Genomic DNA, 16,870 nt, shown 5'->3' with positions numbered 1-16,870 from the left:
TTATTTTTATTATTAATAGACTCATCACTCAATAAACGGCTCAATAAGCTAAAACGGTAAACATCATGGTGGCTTTAAATGTGCCTAATTGAATTTTTTGAACACTTTGGCAATTTCCACATGAGAGCGCCGTGACCACTGAAATTTGATTTCCTTGATTGTTGGTCGCGGATAAATCCCAAACCGAATCTCCACTGATTTTATTTTTCCCATCAGCTTTTAATCGAATACCAACACCACCTGAAGAACCACTTTCCTTAAATAAAGTTTCCCCGTTCATGACTTGATTAGGACCAGTTACAATGACTTTACTACCACTTAATGTTCCCAGACCGGAGCAGTTTGCTAAGGTTAAAATAACATTACGATTCAGTGCAGTACTGATACCAGAGTCATTATCAACAATGGTTTGTGGTTTCACTTTCCCATAAGCCACCACATTTTCGGAAAGGTTAACATCGCACGTTCTTTGATATAAATGCGCATCAAAGTTAATGCTCACCGAATTTGAGGCAGCAAACAGTTTCCCTACATAAACGAACAATAAAGCCATGAGAAAATATGAATATCTGTTCATATCACCTTCATTTATGGCATCACAACAGTAAATAAAATTGCGGCTTTCACGGCACCTGCTGTGACTGTGTTATTACCGACTTGGCGAATAAAACCTACCGTAAAAGGTTTTTCTCCATCTCTAGCCCCTGCGGATAGAAGCACCGAATCACCATTGACCACGGTTTTACCCGCATTGTAATAACCAGAAAGATCCTTCACCGTGCCATCTTTCAGCATAAAACCAACACCTTTGGCGCCTTTTGGATCTGCGGTTAAAAACAAATTAGTATCGGTAGCCGTATTCCCTGTCACTTTTATTTCAGGGCGAGCATTGGTTTCATAACCCGTACATTTATACGACAAATTTAATGGCTGGATATCTACCGCATCATTCGCCACAAATTCACCCACGGAAGGGCGTCGTTTGAATTCAATCAATGAAGGGCTAACCGCAATATCGCACTCTCCTGCATTGTCGATTTCTGCGGTCAACTCTAAGGTATTAGCTGCATTTACTTCGGATATCGCCACAATGGAAAGCATTCCAGCGAAAAGCGCCCATCTATACTGACCCATTTTAAGGTTGTGAATACTCACTTCGCCCCCCAAGATCATTGATGACTGCCCACACTTTTTTGCCTTTTTTCACTGAGGTTGAGTAATCCACACTGGTAAAAGGCGCTATCATGGTGTTGTTCATTTCAGGGTTTAGCGTTACCGCTTTTCCCCCCACACTCAATGATGACAATGTGATGTAATAGGGCGATGGATTAGTCACTTTGATTCCACTCGCTGTCTCTTCAAATGTCAGGCTACCTTGAGCTTGTTCTACTGTTAACGTCAGGTTTTTCGGGCGATAAAAAACTTTAATCACACTCTCTAATGCAATTTTCACTTCACCTTTCATCGCTGCATTCTGCTGCGCGCCGTTCTTTTCACTTGCCGCAATGGCTCTAGCATGAAAATAAAAAACAGATTCCCTATCTTTCGGTAATACAGATACTCCAACACCTTCCACTAAGCGAACATCACGCTGCTGGCTTGAAGCTAGATAGAACATAGGAGGAAGTACATCTAAAGTTTGGTCTTGCACCGTATCTTTGGCGGTTTTTGTCAGATAAATCTGAACCAAATATTCTTCCTTCTCTGTACTATTGCGCAGAGTGACAGGGACTGACTGATTTCCTTGGTTGAAAATGACTCGAGTGGCATTGATACCGACTCCAGCTGCAGAAATCGTTTCTATTTGAATAAAAAACAGTGTTGCAAAAACCGAAAGCGTACGGAGTAAAGTTAATAATTTCATTTTTTACCTTCTCGTGATGCGTTAAAAAGTGAAATGGCAGAAACCTGCCATTTCACGGCAAACTTATTCGTAGCTTACTGAGAAAGTAATCGGTGCTTCGATGCGCTGTGAATTTGGAGTTGCGACTGTTGAGTTCAACGCAACACTCATTGGGATCACTGCTGAACCGTCTTTGGTCAGTGAATCAATGCTGCTTAACGTAATGGTTGAATTTGGCTTAACCGGTTGTTCATCCGCTTTAACTTCCACACCCACAGTACCTTTCTCGATATTGTTGAATAATGATGTGTTCGCTGCTAAAGCAGTACCTTTTGCATACATTTGAACGAATTTAGTACCGCCTTCTGCATCAAAATCTTTACTACAGTTAGATAAACTCATATCAAAATTATGAGTACTACCCGCTACAGTTCCAACCGTTTGAATATCTGAAGAGATAAACGTTCCTAAATCGATATTGGTATTCGTGACACTTAAATCGCATGTTGCAGCAGCAATATTACCAGTCACAGTCACTTGTGCGTTAGTTGCAGACATTGCTACACCAGAAAAACCTAAGCCAGTAGCAATAGATAATACGATCAAATTTTTTTTATTAATTAACATAGTAAATCCTTATTAATAGACAATATAAAATTGAAATAAATATATTTTTATATAAATAAAACCAATTATAACTTTATTAAAAAATAACAAGAAAAATAAAAAAATAGATTAAGGTGCGCTTTATAAAAATTAATTCTTGCTTATTATTTTCCAAGCATACTACTTGAATATCCTTACTCGGTATACGCACCTTAAGAGTCATATCAGTAACAATCTGTAAATTGTTATTTCATAATAAGACCCTAAAAATACTACTATGGTTAGTAAATTTAATTGAAAACTTTAACTTTACCCTACCTTCCATTACATCAAATCAACAAAAATTACCTAAATAAATCATATTTACAAGTTTCATATTCAACAAAATGAGAATTCATCTCAATTAAATAATCAGGGAAGTATACCAAACATCACGTATACGTGAATTTGACTAAGCTATTTTTTCTCAAAACAGCAAAATAAAATAACCACCCAAATTTCGAGTTAATATTAATTCTTTATTTTTTTACATTTATAAATAAATAAGAAATAATTATGAAAGGATAATTACAATGAAATTAATTTTTACAAATAATAAAATATTATTTTTTTCAAAAAAAATAAATTTAGCTTTATTCATACTAAATGAAATTAAAAATAAAAAATAATTTAGGATAAGGATAAAGTCCTAGTATTTAACTAGGACTTTATTTATCGAAAAATATATTTTTTCTATCGAGAAAGGAGAGACTAAAATAAATTAAAAAGGCATGACTTGGTAATGCACTAATAGCCAAATGGTCACATAGGCAAATATGGCAGCAATAATGTCATCAATCATAATGCCAAACCCGCCACTGACTCGCCGATCAAAAATACGGATTGGCCAAGGCTTCCACATATCGAAAATACGGAAAATCAAAAAACCAGTGAAAATCCACGGGATGTTCACTACAGGGATGGCCATTAACGTGATCCACATGCCAATAAACTCATCCCAAACAATACTGCCATGATCATGGATTCTCATATCATCGGAAGTTCGTTGGCATATCCAACATCCAAACCAAAATCCAACGACAATAATAACCCAGAGGCTCCAAACAGGGAGTTTATCCATTAACAACCAAAATGGAATGGCGGCTAATGAGCCCATTGTGCCGGGAACAATTGGCGATAAACCACTTCCGAAACCCGTCGCTAGAAGGTGCCACGGATTACGCATATTCAATCGTTTTTTAGCTGCTGCTTTTTCTTGAGCTGTCGCCATGGACATCTCCCTAAACAAAATGATCGAAGCCCTTGAGGTCAACCTCAACAGCTTGGTTATCACAAAAATAACTGATCCCTTCAGATTGGGGCTTAATTTGACCAATACAGGTAAAACCTGCCCCCGTATGAGCAAGCGCGACTTCTAAGGCACCCCGATTCATTTCAGGTACCGTAAAGCATAACTCATAATCTTCCCCACCACTTAGCGACCAAATCCTTGCTTGCTCAATAGAACAATTCTGCTTCAACGCATCAGACTGTGGTAAGGCATCGAGATTGATCCGCGCCCCGCAACCGCTCGCTTTTAATATATGATTGAGATCAGAAACTAACCCATCAGAGATATCAATCGCAGATGAAGCCAGATTACGTAATGCCTGCCCCTGCAAAATACGCGGTTGTGGGCGTAAATGGCGCTCAATCAGCCACTGTTTATGCTCAGGGCTTTCAGGATGTAACCGATTTTGCAGTATCGCAAGCCCCGCAGCACTATCTCCCAAAGTGCCCGTCACGTAAATCCAATCGCCATTACGTGCACCAGAGCGAGATAACGCTTTGCCAGTCGGTACAAGACCATGAACGGTATAGGTTAAGCTCATTGGCCCACGGGTCGTGTCTCCCCCAATTAGCTGCATTCCGTAGTAATTCAGTTGTTCAAACAACATATCGCTAAAAGATTGCAGCCACTCACTATTTACACTTGGTAAAGTAATGGCGAGAGAAACCCAAGCAGGATCGGCCCCCATCGCAGCAAGATCACTTAAATTTGAAGCTAGGGATTTATAGGCAAGGTCAGCGGGAGAGATATCGGGTAGAAAATGAATACCGGAAACTAGGGTGTCGGTACTCACAGCAAGTTGCTGTTTTTCAGGGATAGTCATTAGCGCACAATCATCGCCAATACCGATATTAACATCACGTCGGTTTACTGGTTGGCGATTAAAAAAACGTGCGATGAGGTCAAATTCGCCATATGACATGGTAGATTTTCCATTTTCGCTATGTCTCGCTTACCATAAACTGAAAAGCCAGACATAAGTACTAGGATAGACCGGAACCCAGTCTACCCATTATGACTTACGTATTACAGGAGGGAACCTGATTATGTTTATTTCTTACGACGTACCGCAGGCGCTGCTTTATCTAACACACCGTTGACAAATTTATGGCTATCTTCAGCGCCAAAAACTTTCGCTAATTCAATACCTTCGTTGATAGCAACTTTGAAAGGTACATCTTCTCTATAGCTTAGTTCATACATTGCTACACGTAAAATCGCTTTTTCAACTTGGCCTAACTCTTCTAACTGACGAGATAAGTAAGGTGACATTAATTGATCCAGCTTTGTAGCATTGTTTGCAATACCAGAAATCAGCTCACGGAAATAGGTTACGTCAACGTCAGACATGTCCTGTTCAGCAATAAACTCATATTCTACGTCGGCAATAGGATTACCGGATAATTGCCATGAATAAATGGCCTGTACAGCACACTCACGAGCGCGGCGACGAGCAGCAGGTTTCACAAGATTCCCCTTAAATAAAAAAAACTACACAACATACCCCGAACTCATAGAGCCCGAGATATGGCGCGCATTATTTGCCTTTTACAGCTTTAATCACATTAATCATTTCGAGAGCGGTCAGTGCAGCTTCTGCACCTTTGTTACCTGCTTTAGTACCTGCACGCTCAATGGCTTGCTCGATATTTTCAGTGGTTAATACACCGAAAGTCACAGGAACTTCGCTATTTAATGCAACATGAGACAGACCTGAGCTGCACTCACCCGCAACAAATTCAAAGTGGGCAGTACCGCCACGAATAACAGTACCTAATGCGATAACTGCATCATATTTTTTGGTTTCAACCAGTGCTTTCACAGTCAGTGGTAACTCATAAGCACCTGGTACCCAAACAACGGTGATGTTATCTTGAGCAACTTGGCCAATACGCTCTAACGCGTCAACAGCACCGTCCAGCAGGCTATCATTAATAAAGTTGTTAAAACGAGCGATAGCGATAGCAACACGCGCTTTTGGCGCAGCAACAACACCTTTGATTACGTTCATAATCTTCCTCAAATATTAATTACAACCCGCGGGGCGCGGATTTTATCACATTCTTTAGGTAACCGTACGAGTGAATTTCAGCAAACCGCTAAAAAAACACATTTACCATACAGGGCGTAACCTGACGCGAAGGTCATTTCCGACTTTTTCAACGTCAGTAAATTCAAATTGAGGCGCATCTGATAACGCGCTTAATTCAGGGAGACTCACTAATCCACGAGCGGTATCCCCAAGTAATTTAGGTGCAATATAGACAATCAGTTCGTCGACTAAACCTAGCTTTAATAGTGAACCTGCAAGCTTAGCGCCCGCCTCTACCCAGATACTATTCACATTACGTTTCGCTAATTGCATCATCAAAATCACTAAATCGATGCCATTATCATCCGCAGGAATAGCGAGTTGTTCGACATTCCCCTGCCATGTTTCTGTGATATCCGGTGTTGGGCGAATTAGCCAGCATTCACCTTCTAACTGCGTCACTTTATGTTGGGGTTTCACGCGATTGTGGCGGTCTAACACGATACGAATGGGTTGGCGTAATGTTTCTTCTGGGTATTGCGCTTGAACATCCGCAGGTAATTCATTCCAACGCACCGTCAAAGCAGGATCATCCGCAAGCACGGTATTACTGGTACTCAAAATAGCGCTGGCTTGAGCCCGCAGTGCTTGAACATCTTTACGCGCCGCAGGGCTCGTGATCCACTTACTTTCCCCATTCGCTAATGCGGTTTTGCCATCTAATGATGCCGCAAGTTTTAATTGAATATAAGGAAATGCGGTACGCATACGCTTTAAAAAGCCACGGTTGAGAGCTTCAGCTTCTTCTAACAGAATATTGCTGGCTGTGTCGATTCCAGCTTGAGAGAGCATAAATAAACCGCGACCAGCCACTTGAGGGTTAGGGTCTTGCATTGCAGCGACGACACGGGCGATCCCCGCATTAATTAATGCCTCTGCACAAGGGGGGGTGCGACCATGATGGCTACAAGGCTCAAGGGTCACGTAAGCTGTCGCGCCCTTGGCTTTATCACCCGCCATTCGAAGTGCATGGACTTCTGCATGCGGCTCTCCCGCTTTTTGATGATAGCCTTCGCCAACGATTTCACCTTCGCGCACAATCACGCAGCCTACATTCGGGTTTGGTGATGTCGTAAAACGCCCTTTTTTTGCCAACTCAAAGGCTCGGGCCATGTAGATACGGTCTTGTTCAAGCATTGGTATTAATCCTGTAACTTGGCAATTTCTTCGCCAAATTCACGTACATCTTCAAAACTACGATAGACCGAGGCAAAGCGAATGTAAGCCACTTTATCGAGTTTTTTGAGTTCATCCATCACCAAATTACCAATCAACTTAGAGGGAACTTCACGCTCGCCAGTCGCTCGTAGGTGAGATTTAATAGAAATTATGGCTTGATCGATAGCATCAGAACTGACAGGGCGCTTTTCTAAGGCTTTCAACATGCCTCTGTTGAGCTTTTCTTCATCGAAAGGCTCGCGAATGTCGTCACTTTTAATTACCCGAGGCATAACAAGTTCCGCCACTTCAAAAGTGGTGAAGCGTTCATGGCAAACCAAACACTGGCGGCGCCTGCGCACTTGTGAGCCTTCACCAACCAGACGCGAGTCAATCACTTTCGTATCTACAGCTGAGCAAAATGGGCAATGCATAGGAATTCCTGATTCTATTTTATAGGGTAGATAGTGTAACTCAGACCTGAAATGAAAAACACCCTGAGGATTATTTATCCTCAGGGTGTTTATAAGACACAAATGCCTATATTCGTTATGGTAATAAAGAATCTTGGTCTGCGCCTTCTTTCTCGACTTTCGCCTGAATTAAGTGCTCACGCTTCATCCCCATCTTCAGTGCTAATGCAGAAGCTACGTAGATAGATGAAACCGTACCAATTGTCACACCGATTAACATAACCAGTGAGAAACCTTCTAACATCGCTCCACCAAATAAATACAGCATCAGAACCACTAATAACGTTGTTGCTGATGTCATGATGGTACGGCTCAATGTTTGGGTCAAAGAGACGTTCATGATTTCGTATGGTGTACCGCGACGGATCTTACGGAAGTTTTCACGAATACGGTCAGATACCACGATACTATCGTTAAGGGAGTAACCGATAACTGACATCAATGACGCCACAATAGTCATATCAATCTCAATATGGAATAGAGATAGAATACCTAAGGTGATTACCACGTCGTGAGCCAGTGCCAATACGGCACCTGCCGCTAAACGCCATTCAAAACGGAAACCAACGTAGATCAGGATACAGATAAGCGCCGTTAATAACGCTAATGCCCCTGTTTGTGCTAACTCAGCACCTACGCTTGGTCCTACGAATTCAATACGCTTAACTGTTGCTTGCTCATCAACGTTTTCATTGATGATAGTAATGATCTCTTTACCGACTTCTTGACCCGCTACGCCTTCAACTGGCGGTAAACGGATCATGATGTCACGGCTGCTACCAAAGTTCTGGATTAATGGATCTTTATGGCTCGAGTTAGACAAGCTATCTCGAATTTTATCCAAATCAGCTGGCTGGCTAAGGTTGATTTCAATGACAGTACCGCCCGTAAAATCAAGTCCCCAGTTAAAGCCTTTTACACCGATAATCACGCAAGAAGCGATCAGTAAAACGATAGAAATACTAAAGGCAACGTTGTCCCAGCGCATAAAGTCATAGACTTTACGACCATAGTTCAATTGTTCAACAGTATAATCCTGTGCCACAACGTGCTCCTTAAATTGACAGCTTGTTAATACGTTTACCACCGTATAGCAGGTTCACGATAGCACGTGTACCTACAATAGCTGTAAACATAGAGGTTGCGACACCAATCGCTGTCGTAATCGCAAAGCCTTTAATCGAACCCGTACCCACTGCATACAGAATAATTGCGGTGATTAAGGTCGTTAAGTTTGCGTCAGTAATACTTGAGAAGGCGCCTTTATACCCTTCGTGGATCGCTTGTTGCACAGAGCGTCCATTGCGTAGTTCTTCTTTGATACGTTCGTTTATCAGAACGTTAGCATCGACAGCAACTGCAAGGGTTAAGACAATACCCGCAATACCTGGCATGGTTAATGTTGCTCCCGGTAATAGGGACATAACACCAACAATCATCACCAAGTTTGCCATCAGAGCGCTACTCGCGATCAGTCCAAATTTACGATAGTAAATAATCATAAACAGGATAGAGGCTAACAGGCCAGCAATACATGCTTTCAGACCTTGCTCAATGTTTTGCATACCCAATGTTGGACCGATAGTTCGCTCTTCAACAATTTGGATTGGCGCAATCAATGCACCCGCACGCAGCAGTAAAGATAATTGACGCGCTTCGTTCGCGTTATCAATTCCCGTAATACGGAATTTGCTACCGAAACGAGCTTGAATACGCGCGGCGTTAATCACTTTTTCATCTTTAACTAGAATCGCACGACCTGCTGCATCTTTTTTACCGCTGTCTTTGTATTCAACAAACAGGGTTGCCATCAGCTTGTCTTGGTTGTCACGAGTAAAGTCAGACATGATTGAGCCACCGGCACTATCAAGGCTAATACTCACTTGAGGATAACCATTTTCATCGGTTTCAGATGTAGAATCAGTGATATGGTCGCCTGTTAAGACAACACGCTTATACAGAACATAAGGCACGCCATTACGGTCAGATTTAAGCTCTGAGTCACCTGGAATTCGTCCACTTTCTGCCGCTGCGCTATCTACGCCAGTATTTACTAAGCGGAATTCTAAGGTTGCAGTTGCACCTAAGATTTCTTTTGCACGCGCAGTATCTTGGATACCTGGTAATTCAACAACAATGCGGTCCGCACCTTGGCGTTGAACCAGTGGTTCAGCAACACCTAATTGGTTAACACGGTTACGGATGATCGTGATGTTTTGAGAGACGGCATAGTTACGCGCTTCACGTAAGCGCTCATCAGTCATAACAGCAATCATGGTGTTATCGCTGCCATCAGAAAACACTAAGTCTGGGTATTTACGCGCCAGTGTTTTCTCAGCAAGACTGCGATCGTCAGCGTTACGGAAGCGAACTTCGACGCTGTAATCACTGCCTTTACGAATAGAAGAGTACGCAATACCAGCTTGGCGCAAGTCATTACGCAAACCATCCATGTTTTGTTCCTGCAATTTACCTAATGCAGTGTCCATATCAACTTCCATCAGGAAGTGAACCCCACCACGTAAATCCAGACCCAGCTTCATCGGTTCACCACCAAGAGCTTCAAGCCATTTTGGTGTAGCAGGTGCAAGGTTTAATGCAACAACATACTGGTCACCCAGTGCATTCATGATGACTTCACGAGCACGTAACTGAACGTCAGAGTTGTTGAAACGGGCTAAAATTGCCCCATTTTCGAGAGCAACAGATTTACTCTCAATTTTGTCTGTTTCTAAAGCTTTTTGGACTTGGATCAGCGTTTGTTCATTGGCGGCGGTTCCCCGCACGCCAGTGATCTGAACAGCCGGATCCTCACCATATAGGTTTGGAAGTGCATACAGCAAACCGATGAGGATCGCTGTGATCAACATCAGATACTTCCATAAAGGATAACGGTTTAGCACGGCAGTTCCCTTCGGGAAAATTCAGAATTAGATTGCTTTCATTGTGCCTTTAGGTAGAACAGCAGCAACGAAATCACGTTTGATAGTTACTTCAGTGTTCTCACTCAGTTCAAGAACAACATAACCTGTTTCAGACACTTTAGTCACACGACCGATTAAACCACCAGTGGTTAAAACTTCATCACCTTTTGCAATGGATTCCATCAGCTTGCGGTGGTCTTTAGCACGTTTTTGTTGTGGACGCAGGATCATGAAATAGAAAATCAGTGCGAAAACAACCAGCATGATAATCAGTGAATATGGGCTACCTTGTGCTGGTGCGCCTGCAGATGCCGCAGCTTCAGAAATTAAAAAACTCATTCAACTTTCCTCATTGTTATTGAAAGCAATTTCAAACATACATATTAACTACTTCTAGTTACATAAAATACATCAAACCGCTCTGTAACTAGAAATAAAAACTATTATTTACACTAAATAATTCAAATTATTGATACCAATAATTTAAAAACAGCGCAAAGAACAAAGGATACAGCCCGATATGCTACACAGAAAGGGCTAACTTCGCACTTAAATTCACTCTCTATTTAATGAAGGCTGAGGTTTCCCAATCTTCTCATAAAAATCAGAGGCAAACTGTTCAAAATTTCCAGCTTCAATGGCTTCACGAATACCGGCCATTAAGCGTTGATAGTAACGTAAATTATGAATGGTATTGAGGCGCGCACCCAGAATTTCATTACAACGGTCAAGATGGTGTAGATATGCTCGACTATAGTGGCGACAAGTATAACAGTCACAATCCGCATCAAGAGTTGATGTATCAGACTTATACTTAGCATTACGAATTTTCACCACGCCGTTAGTCACAAATAGATGACCATTACGTGCATTACGCGTTGGCATCACGCAGTCAAACATATCGATACCGCGACGTACGCCTTCCACTAAATCTTCCGGCTTACCAACGCCCATTAGGTAACGTGGTTTTTCTGCCGGAATTTGTGGACATACATGCTCTAAAATACGGTGCATATCTTCTTTTGGTTCGCCGACTGCTAAGCCGCCTACAGCGTAACCATCAAAGCCAATTTCCACCAGCCCTTTCACAGAGATATCGCGTAAATCTTCGTAAACACTGCCTTGGATAATCCCAAACAGTGCGTTTTTATTGTTCAATTCATCAAAGCGCTGACGACTACGAGCAGCCCAACGCAATGACATTTCCATTGATGTCTTTGCGTAATCCCAATCTGCTGGGTACGGTGTACATTCGTCGAAAATCATCACGATATCGGAACCGAGATCGTATTGAATTTCCATAGATTTTTCAGGGCTTAAGAAGACTTTTTCACCATTAATTGGATTACGGAAATGAACGCCTTCTTCTTTAATTTTACGCATTGCGCCGAGACTAAAGACTTGAAAGCCGCCTGAGTCCGTCAGAATTGGTCCTTGCCATTGCATAAAATCGTGCAGGTCACCATGTAATTTCATGATTTCTTGACCCGGACGTAGCCATAAGTGGAAGGTGTTACCCAGTAAAATTTGAGCACCGGTTTCTTTCACTTCTTCAGGAGTCATCCCCTTAACCGTGCCGTAAGTTCCTACTGGCATGAACGCCGGAGTTTCTACCACACCGCGTTCAAAAATCAGGCGACCACGACGCGCATTGCCGTCGGTTGTCTGTAATTCATATTTCACGTTTTATCTCCTAGCATCAGAAAAACAGTCTGGTGCTATTGGTTACTGAGTATAAGCGAGCAGCTACGCCGCCACTTATTCTTGTTCTGCCGAGCCAACTTGCTCAAAACGAGCATTGGCATTTGGCGTAATAAACATGGCATCACCATAACTAAAGAAACGGTATTTTTGCTCAACGGCTTCTTTATAGGCTTGCATGGTGTTTTGGTATCCCGCAAACGCAGAGACCAGCATAATTAATGTGGATTCTGGTAAGTGGAAGTTAGTGATTAAGGCATCAATCACTTGATATTCATAACCCGGATAAATAAATATCTGGGTATCGTCAAAAAATGGAGCAATTAAAGCATTTTCGGTGGCTTTCGCCGCACTTTCGAGTGAACGAACAGACGTTGTTCCCACCGCAATCACACGATTTCCACGCGCTTTACACGCCAGCACTGCATCGACCACCTCTTGCGGAACCTCTGCATATTCAGAGTGCATAATATGGTCTTCAATGGAATCAACGCGCACTGGTTGGAACGTTCCCGCCCCTACATGCAGTGTTACAAATGCCATCTCAACGCCTTTTTGGCGTAATGCTTCTAATAAAGGCTCATCAAAGTGTAAACCCGCTGTGGGTGCAGCAACCGCGCCTGGACGCTGGCTATACACGGTTTGATACAGCTCTTTATCTGACTCTTCATCTGGACGGTCGATATACGGAGGTAATGGCATGTGCCCAATTTGGTTAAGAATGCTTAATACATCGCGTGCATCATCAAAGCGCAACTCAAACAATGCGCCGTGACGAGCGACCATCGTCGCATTCACACTTTCATCTTCACCCAGTAGCAGCGCTGCACCTTCTTTCGGTGCTTTAGAGGCTCTAACATGAGCCAAAACACGATGTTCATCGAGCATACGCTCAATCAAAACCTCAATTTTACCGCCGCTAGCTTTACGACCGAACAATCTAGCAGGGATCACGCGAGTGTTGTTAAACACCAGTAAATCCCCTGGCTCCAATTTTTCAAGAATATCGGTAAACACACCATGCGTGAGCTGTCCCGTGGCACCATCAAGACCAAGTAAGCGACATGAGCTACGCTCAGCCTGAGGATAGTGGGCAATAAGTTCTTCTGGTAATTCAAAAGTAAAATCGGATACACGCATTGTATTGGCATCAATCTAAAAAAATAAGGCGACTAGTCTAGTGCTGCACTGCCTTTGGCGCAAGAAATAAGCGCCATTTTGTATAAAAAAACACCTATATTGTGCAAATATTTTCTGAAACCGCACGGAATGTGTCAGCACTCTTTTTTCTTTCATTTTTTCGTTTCTGACATTTTTCGTTTATAGTACCAACATGAACTATCTTGCTCATCTTCATCTTGCCCATCTTGCCAAAAGCTCCCTATTGGGAAACATGATGGCGGACTATGTACGCGGTAATCCTGCGGGGACTTATTCTCCTGAAATTGTTGCAGGGATCCGCATGCACAGAGCCGTAGATAGAATCACAGATACCCATCTGTTGGTGAAACAAGCTCGCCATCTATTTCGCGAGGAATACCGCCGAGTGGCGCCTATCACCCTAGATTTAGTTTGGGATCATTTTCTTTCTCGGCATTGGGAGCGTCTCGTTCCCTCACATTCACTCTCTGATTTTGTGCATTTTGCCAGGCAAACCATTGAACCCGATCTGTGTCATACTCCTGAAAAATTTCAGGAGTTAAATGAGTATCTCTGGTCTCAACAATGGCTGACACGATACGCAGAAAAAGAGTACATCGGTAAGTCACTTAATGGCATGGCAAGGCGCCGTCCAAAACTCGCCGCTCTCAGTGGCTCATTTGATGATTTTCTGCTTAATTATCTAGAGCTTGAACATATTTTCTTTCAGTTTTATCCACAAATGATTGAAGCGGCAAAACAGCAACTTTTTGCCCAAGAGTTCACATTACGTGCATCCGAATAAATTAAAACTTGCACTTTAATGGAATAAAACTATCTTATTGATATTAATCTTCAAAATTGATACCATTGATAGGTAAAAGCTATCATATTAATTGGTTTTAATGTCTTTATTCTCCAAGGATAAAACCTTATCCTTAGGTTATATTTATCCGCATGCCCCATTATGATTGCGGAGATAGAAACCCTTAAAAACTCATAGGAGTACATTATGGTTCTGGTTACACGTCAAGCCCCTGACTTTACTGCTGCAGCTGTTCTTGGTAATGGTGAAATCGTTGAGAATTTCAACCTGAAAAAACATCTGAACGGCCGTCCAGCTGTGATCTTCTTCTGGCCAATGGACTTCACTTTCGTTTGCCCTTCAGAACTGATTGCATTCGACCATCGCTATGAAGAATTCAAAAAACGCGGCGTAGAGATCGTTGGTGTTTCTTTCGACTCAGAATTTGTTCATAACGCATGGCGTAAAACTCCTGTTGATAACGGCGGTATCGGTGAAGTTAAATATCCGATGGTTGCTGATATCAAACGCGACATCATGAAAGCTTACGGCATCGAGCACCCAGAAGCGGGCGTTGCTCTGCGTGGTTCTTTCTTAGTTGACAAAAACGGTGTTGTTCGTCACCAAGTGGTTAACGACCTGCCATTAGGCCGTAACATCGACGAAATGCTGCGTATGGTTGACGCGCTGCAATTCCACGAAGAGCACGGTGATGTTTGCCCAGCTCAGTGGGAAAAAGGTAAAGAAGGCATGAACGCATCTCCAAAAGGCGTTGCTGCTTACCTGACTAAGAACGCAACTGGTCTGTAATTTGACCTGTTAAGTTTTCAAGTGCCGGCTTAATGCCGGCATTTTTGTATCTATACCTATCTAAAATTTTTTCCTACCGCGTTAACACTTTTTCACTTTTGTTATTCAACCCCTCAAACCATTCATGTTATATCTGGATGATACAAATACTTAACAAATTATTTATTTGTATTACATCTACGCGTTACTTCCTCATTTAATCGGGAGATACCAATGATAAAAAATGCATGGCGCCCTTCTTTACTACTAATTTCTTTGCTGGCTTCCCATCAACTTTATGCAGCTTCCGAACCCGCAGTTGAAGCAACAAAAGGGATGGTTGTCTCCTCTCAACACCTCGCTTCACAAATTGGCGCTGACATTTTAAAAGCCGGAGGAAATGCGGTGGATGCAGCGGTGGCCGTTGGCTACGCCCAAGCAGTCGTTAACCCTTGCTGTGGCAATATTGGTGGTGGTGGTTTTATGACACTGCACCTTGCGGATGGCAAAGATATCTTTATTAACTTTCGAGAAACAGCCCCAAAAGCTGCCAGCGCCGATATGTATTTAGATAAAGACGGCAAACTTATCAAAGATGCCAGCCTATACGGATATCTTGCTTCAGGAGTTCCGGGCACAGTAAAAGGTTTAGATTACGCCCTTGAAAAATACGGAACCATGAGCCGTCAACAAGTGATGGCCCCCTCAATTAAACTCGCTCGAGAAGGCTTTATTCTAACCCGTGGCGATACCGACGTCCTCGACACCACGACCGAACGCTTCAAACAAGATCCTGAGGTTGCTCGGATCTTTTTAAAACCGGATGGAAGTGCTTACCAACCGGGAGACTTACTTGTACAAACCGATTTGGCAAACACACTGGAAAATATCGCTAATAAAGGTCCCATTGCATTCTATGAAGGGGATATTCCTAAAATCGTAGAAGTCGCATCGAAGAAAAATGGCGGGATCCTAACAGCTCAAGACTTTGCTGATTACTCTATCTCAGATACCACTCCCGTTAGCTGCACCTACCGTGGTTACAAATTTATCTCTGCCCCACCACCAAGTTCGGGCGGCGTAACTATCTGTGAAACCCTCAATATTTTAGAAGGTTATGACCTCAAAGAGATGGGCTTCAACTCCGCTGAATACATTCATACGCTGACAGAGGCGATGCGCCACGCTTATATGGATCGCAATACATTCTTAGGCGACCCTGCATTTGTAGATAACCCGACAGGTAAACTGCTCAGCAAACAATACGCCGCCGACCTGCGCAAAGAGATTGTGCCAAATAAAGCGACGCCATCCACTAAAGTTCAACCAGGAGTGGGACCACACGAAAAACCGGAAACCACCCACTATTCTGTTGTGGATGACAAAGGCAATGCTGTTTCAACCACTTACACCATTAATGGTCGATTTGGCTCTGTAGTGATCCCACCGGGTACAGGTTTCTTCCTGAATGACGAAATGGATGATTTCACCACCAAAGTTGGTGAGAAAAATCTATATGGGTTAGTGCAAGGAGAAAGAAACTCTATCGCCCCCGGTAAGCGCCCACTATCATCAATGAGCCCGACAATTGTGACTAAAGATGGCAAAGTATTCTTAGTACTCGGCTCACCGGGAGGCTCAAGGATTATTTCGATTACCTTGCAAACCGCATTAAATATTATTGACCACGGTATGCCGCCACAAGAAGCGGTGAATGCCCCTCGCATTCACCATCAATGGCTACCTGACGAGGTTTATTATGAGCAACGCGGCGTCTCCAAAGACAGTTTAGCGCTACTCGATAAGATGGGTTATAAAATGGTGGAGCAGACCCCATGGGGCGCTGCTGAGCTAATTATGATCGGCATTCCTGACGGTGCGGGTGTGAGTGCGAAATCTTCCGGCAACGACTCTGCTGTTTCTGGCAAAGTCCGTGAAGGCTTTATTTACGGCTCCAACGATGTTCGTCGCCCGGCAGGTAGTGCAGTGGGTGTGAATTAAAATTTATA

The 16,870-nt window shown here is 42.9% G+C and carries 18 protein-coding genes; 3 read left to right on the top strand and 15 right to left on the bottom strand.

Annotated elements, in window-relative coordinates:
* Nucleotides 1-40 precede the first annotated feature (40 nt).
* From LDO51_RS10405 to queA, 15 genes are all read right to left on the bottom strand, one after another.
* The gene (locus LDO51_RS10405) at nucleotides 41-577 is read right to left on the bottom strand and encodes a fimbrial protein (RefSeq protein WP_225574510.1); all 537 of its coding nucleotides are present in this window, start codon (nucleotides 575-577) and stop codon (nucleotides 41-43) included.
* A gap of 11 nt (nucleotides 578-588) precedes the next feature.
* On the bottom strand, nucleotides 589-1,155 hold the full coding sequence (locus LDO51_RS10400) for a fimbrial protein (RefSeq protein WP_225574509.1): 567 nt from the start codon (nucleotides 1,153-1,155) through the stop codon (nucleotides 589-591).
* Nucleotides 1,136-1,864: a fimbrial biogenesis chaperone gene (locus LDO51_RS10395; RefSeq protein ID WP_225574508.1), complete on the bottom strand. Its 729-nt coding sequence runs from the start codon at nucleotides 1,862-1,864 to the stop codon at nucleotides 1,136-1,138. The genes LDO51_RS10400 and LDO51_RS10395 overlap by 20 nt, the downstream gene beginning before the upstream one ends.
* A gap of 63 nt (nucleotides 1,865-1,927) precedes the next feature.
* Complete coding sequence (locus LDO51_RS10390; RefSeq protein ID WP_225574507.1) at nucleotides 1,928-2,470, bottom strand: fimbrial protein; 543 nt, start codon at nucleotides 2,468-2,470, stop codon at nucleotides 1,928-1,930.
* A 739-nt stretch (nucleotides 2,471-3,209) separates the two neighbouring features.
* Nucleotides 3,210-3,719: a phosphatidylglycerophosphatase A gene (pgpA, locus tag LDO51_RS10385; protein ID WP_225574506.1), complete on the bottom strand. Its 510-nt coding sequence runs from the start codon at nucleotides 3,717-3,719 to the stop codon at nucleotides 3,210-3,212.
* A 10-nt stretch (nucleotides 3,720-3,729) separates the two neighbouring features.
* Nucleotides 3,730-4,701, bottom strand: a complete 972-nt coding sequence (gene thiL, locus LDO51_RS10380; protein WP_225574505.1) for a thiamine-phosphate kinase — start codon at nucleotides 4,699-4,701, stop codon at nucleotides 3,730-3,732.
* A gap of 128 nt (nucleotides 4,702-4,829) precedes the next feature.
* Entirely contained in the window at nucleotides 4,830-5,246 is a 417-nt protein-coding gene (gene nusB / locus LDO51_RS10375) for a transcription antitermination factor NusB (RefSeq protein ID WP_036953841.1), read from the bottom strand.
* Between the two features lie 70 nt (nucleotides 5,247-5,316).
* Nucleotides 5,317-5,790 carry a 6,7-dimethyl-8-ribityllumazine synthase gene (ribE, locus tag LDO51_RS10370; protein WP_036953837.1) on the bottom strand — a complete coding sequence of 158 codons (474 nt, stop codon included), beginning with the start codon at nucleotides 5,788-5,790 and terminating at the stop codon, nucleotides 5,317-5,319.
* 102 nt (nucleotides 5,791-5,892) lie between these two features.
* Entirely contained in the window at nucleotides 5,893-7,008 is a 1,116-nt protein-coding gene (gene ribD, locus LDO51_RS10365; protein WP_225574504.1) for a bifunctional diaminohydroxyphosphoribosylaminopyrimidine deaminase/5-amino-6-(5-phosphoribosylamino)uracil reductase RibD, read from the bottom strand.
* Nucleotides 7,009-7,013: 5 nt separating this feature from the next.
* Nucleotides 7,014-7,463 (bottom strand): transcriptional regulator NrdR, encoded by a 450-nt coding sequence (nrdR, locus tag LDO51_RS10360; protein WP_006662792.1) that lies wholly within the window; start codon nucleotides 7,461-7,463, stop codon nucleotides 7,014-7,016.
* A 115-nt stretch (nucleotides 7,464-7,578) separates the two neighbouring features.
* Entirely contained in the window at nucleotides 7,579-8,547 is a 969-nt protein-coding gene (secF, locus tag LDO51_RS10355; RefSeq protein ID WP_225574503.1) for a protein translocase subunit SecF, read from the bottom strand.
* A 10-nt stretch (nucleotides 8,548-8,557) separates the two neighbouring features.
* Complete coding sequence (gene secD / locus LDO51_RS10350; RefSeq protein WP_225574502.1) at nucleotides 8,558-10,405, bottom strand: protein translocase subunit SecD; 1,848 nt, start codon at nucleotides 10,403-10,405, stop codon at nucleotides 8,558-8,560.
* 27 nt (nucleotides 10,406-10,432) lie between these two features.
* Nucleotides 10,433-10,765 (bottom strand): preprotein translocase subunit YajC, encoded by a 333-nt coding sequence (gene yajC, locus LDO51_RS10345; protein WP_225574501.1) that lies wholly within the window; start codon nucleotides 10,763-10,765, stop codon nucleotides 10,433-10,435.
* A 216-nt stretch (nucleotides 10,766-10,981) separates the two neighbouring features.
* Nucleotides 10,982-12,109: a tRNA guanosine(34) transglycosylase Tgt gene (tgt, locus tag LDO51_RS10340; protein ID WP_225574500.1), complete on the bottom strand. Its 1,128-nt coding sequence runs from the start codon at nucleotides 12,107-12,109 to the stop codon at nucleotides 10,982-10,984.
* Nucleotides 12,110-12,184: 75 nt separating this feature from the next.
* Nucleotides 12,185-13,267, bottom strand: coding sequence for a tRNA preQ1(34) S-adenosylmethionine ribosyltransferase-isomerase QueA (gene queA / locus LDO51_RS10335; RefSeq protein WP_225574499.1), 1,083 nt, complete (start codon nucleotides 13,265-13,267; stop codon nucleotides 12,185-12,187).
* 193 nt (nucleotides 13,268-13,460) lie between these two features.
* Here queA and LDO51_RS10330 point away from each other — a divergent pair, with 193 nt between their 5' ends.
* The 3 genes from LDO51_RS10330 to ggt all read left to right on the top strand — a co-directional run bounded on the left by LDO51_RS10330 (nucleotide 13,461) and on the right by ggt (nucleotide 16,862).
* Nucleotides 13,461-14,072, top strand: a complete 612-nt coding sequence (locus tag LDO51_RS10330) for an ACP phosphodiesterase (protein WP_225574498.1) — start codon at nucleotides 13,461-13,463, stop codon at nucleotides 14,070-14,072.
* Nucleotides 14,073-14,279: 207 nt separating this feature from the next.
* Nucleotides 14,280-14,882, top strand: a complete 603-nt coding sequence (locus LDO51_RS10325) for a peroxiredoxin C (protein WP_036953813.1) — start codon at nucleotides 14,280-14,282, stop codon at nucleotides 14,880-14,882.
* Nucleotides 14,883-15,095: 213 nt separating this feature from the next.
* A complete protein-coding gene (gene ggt / locus LDO51_RS10320; RefSeq protein WP_225574497.1) occupies nucleotides 15,096-16,862 on the top strand; it encodes a gamma-glutamyltransferase in 1,767 nt (588 codons plus the stop codon).
* The last annotated feature ends 8 nt before the right edge of the window (nucleotides 16,863-16,870 follow it).

It is taken from the genome of Providencia alcalifaciens, from assembly GCF_020271745.1.
Classification (GTDB): Bacteria; Pseudomonadota; Gammaproteobacteria; order Enterobacterales; family Enterobacteriaceae; genus Providencia; species Providencia alcalifaciens_B.
Note: the sequence above shows the minus strand (reverse complement) of the source record. Positions and strands in the feature narration are given on the sequence as shown.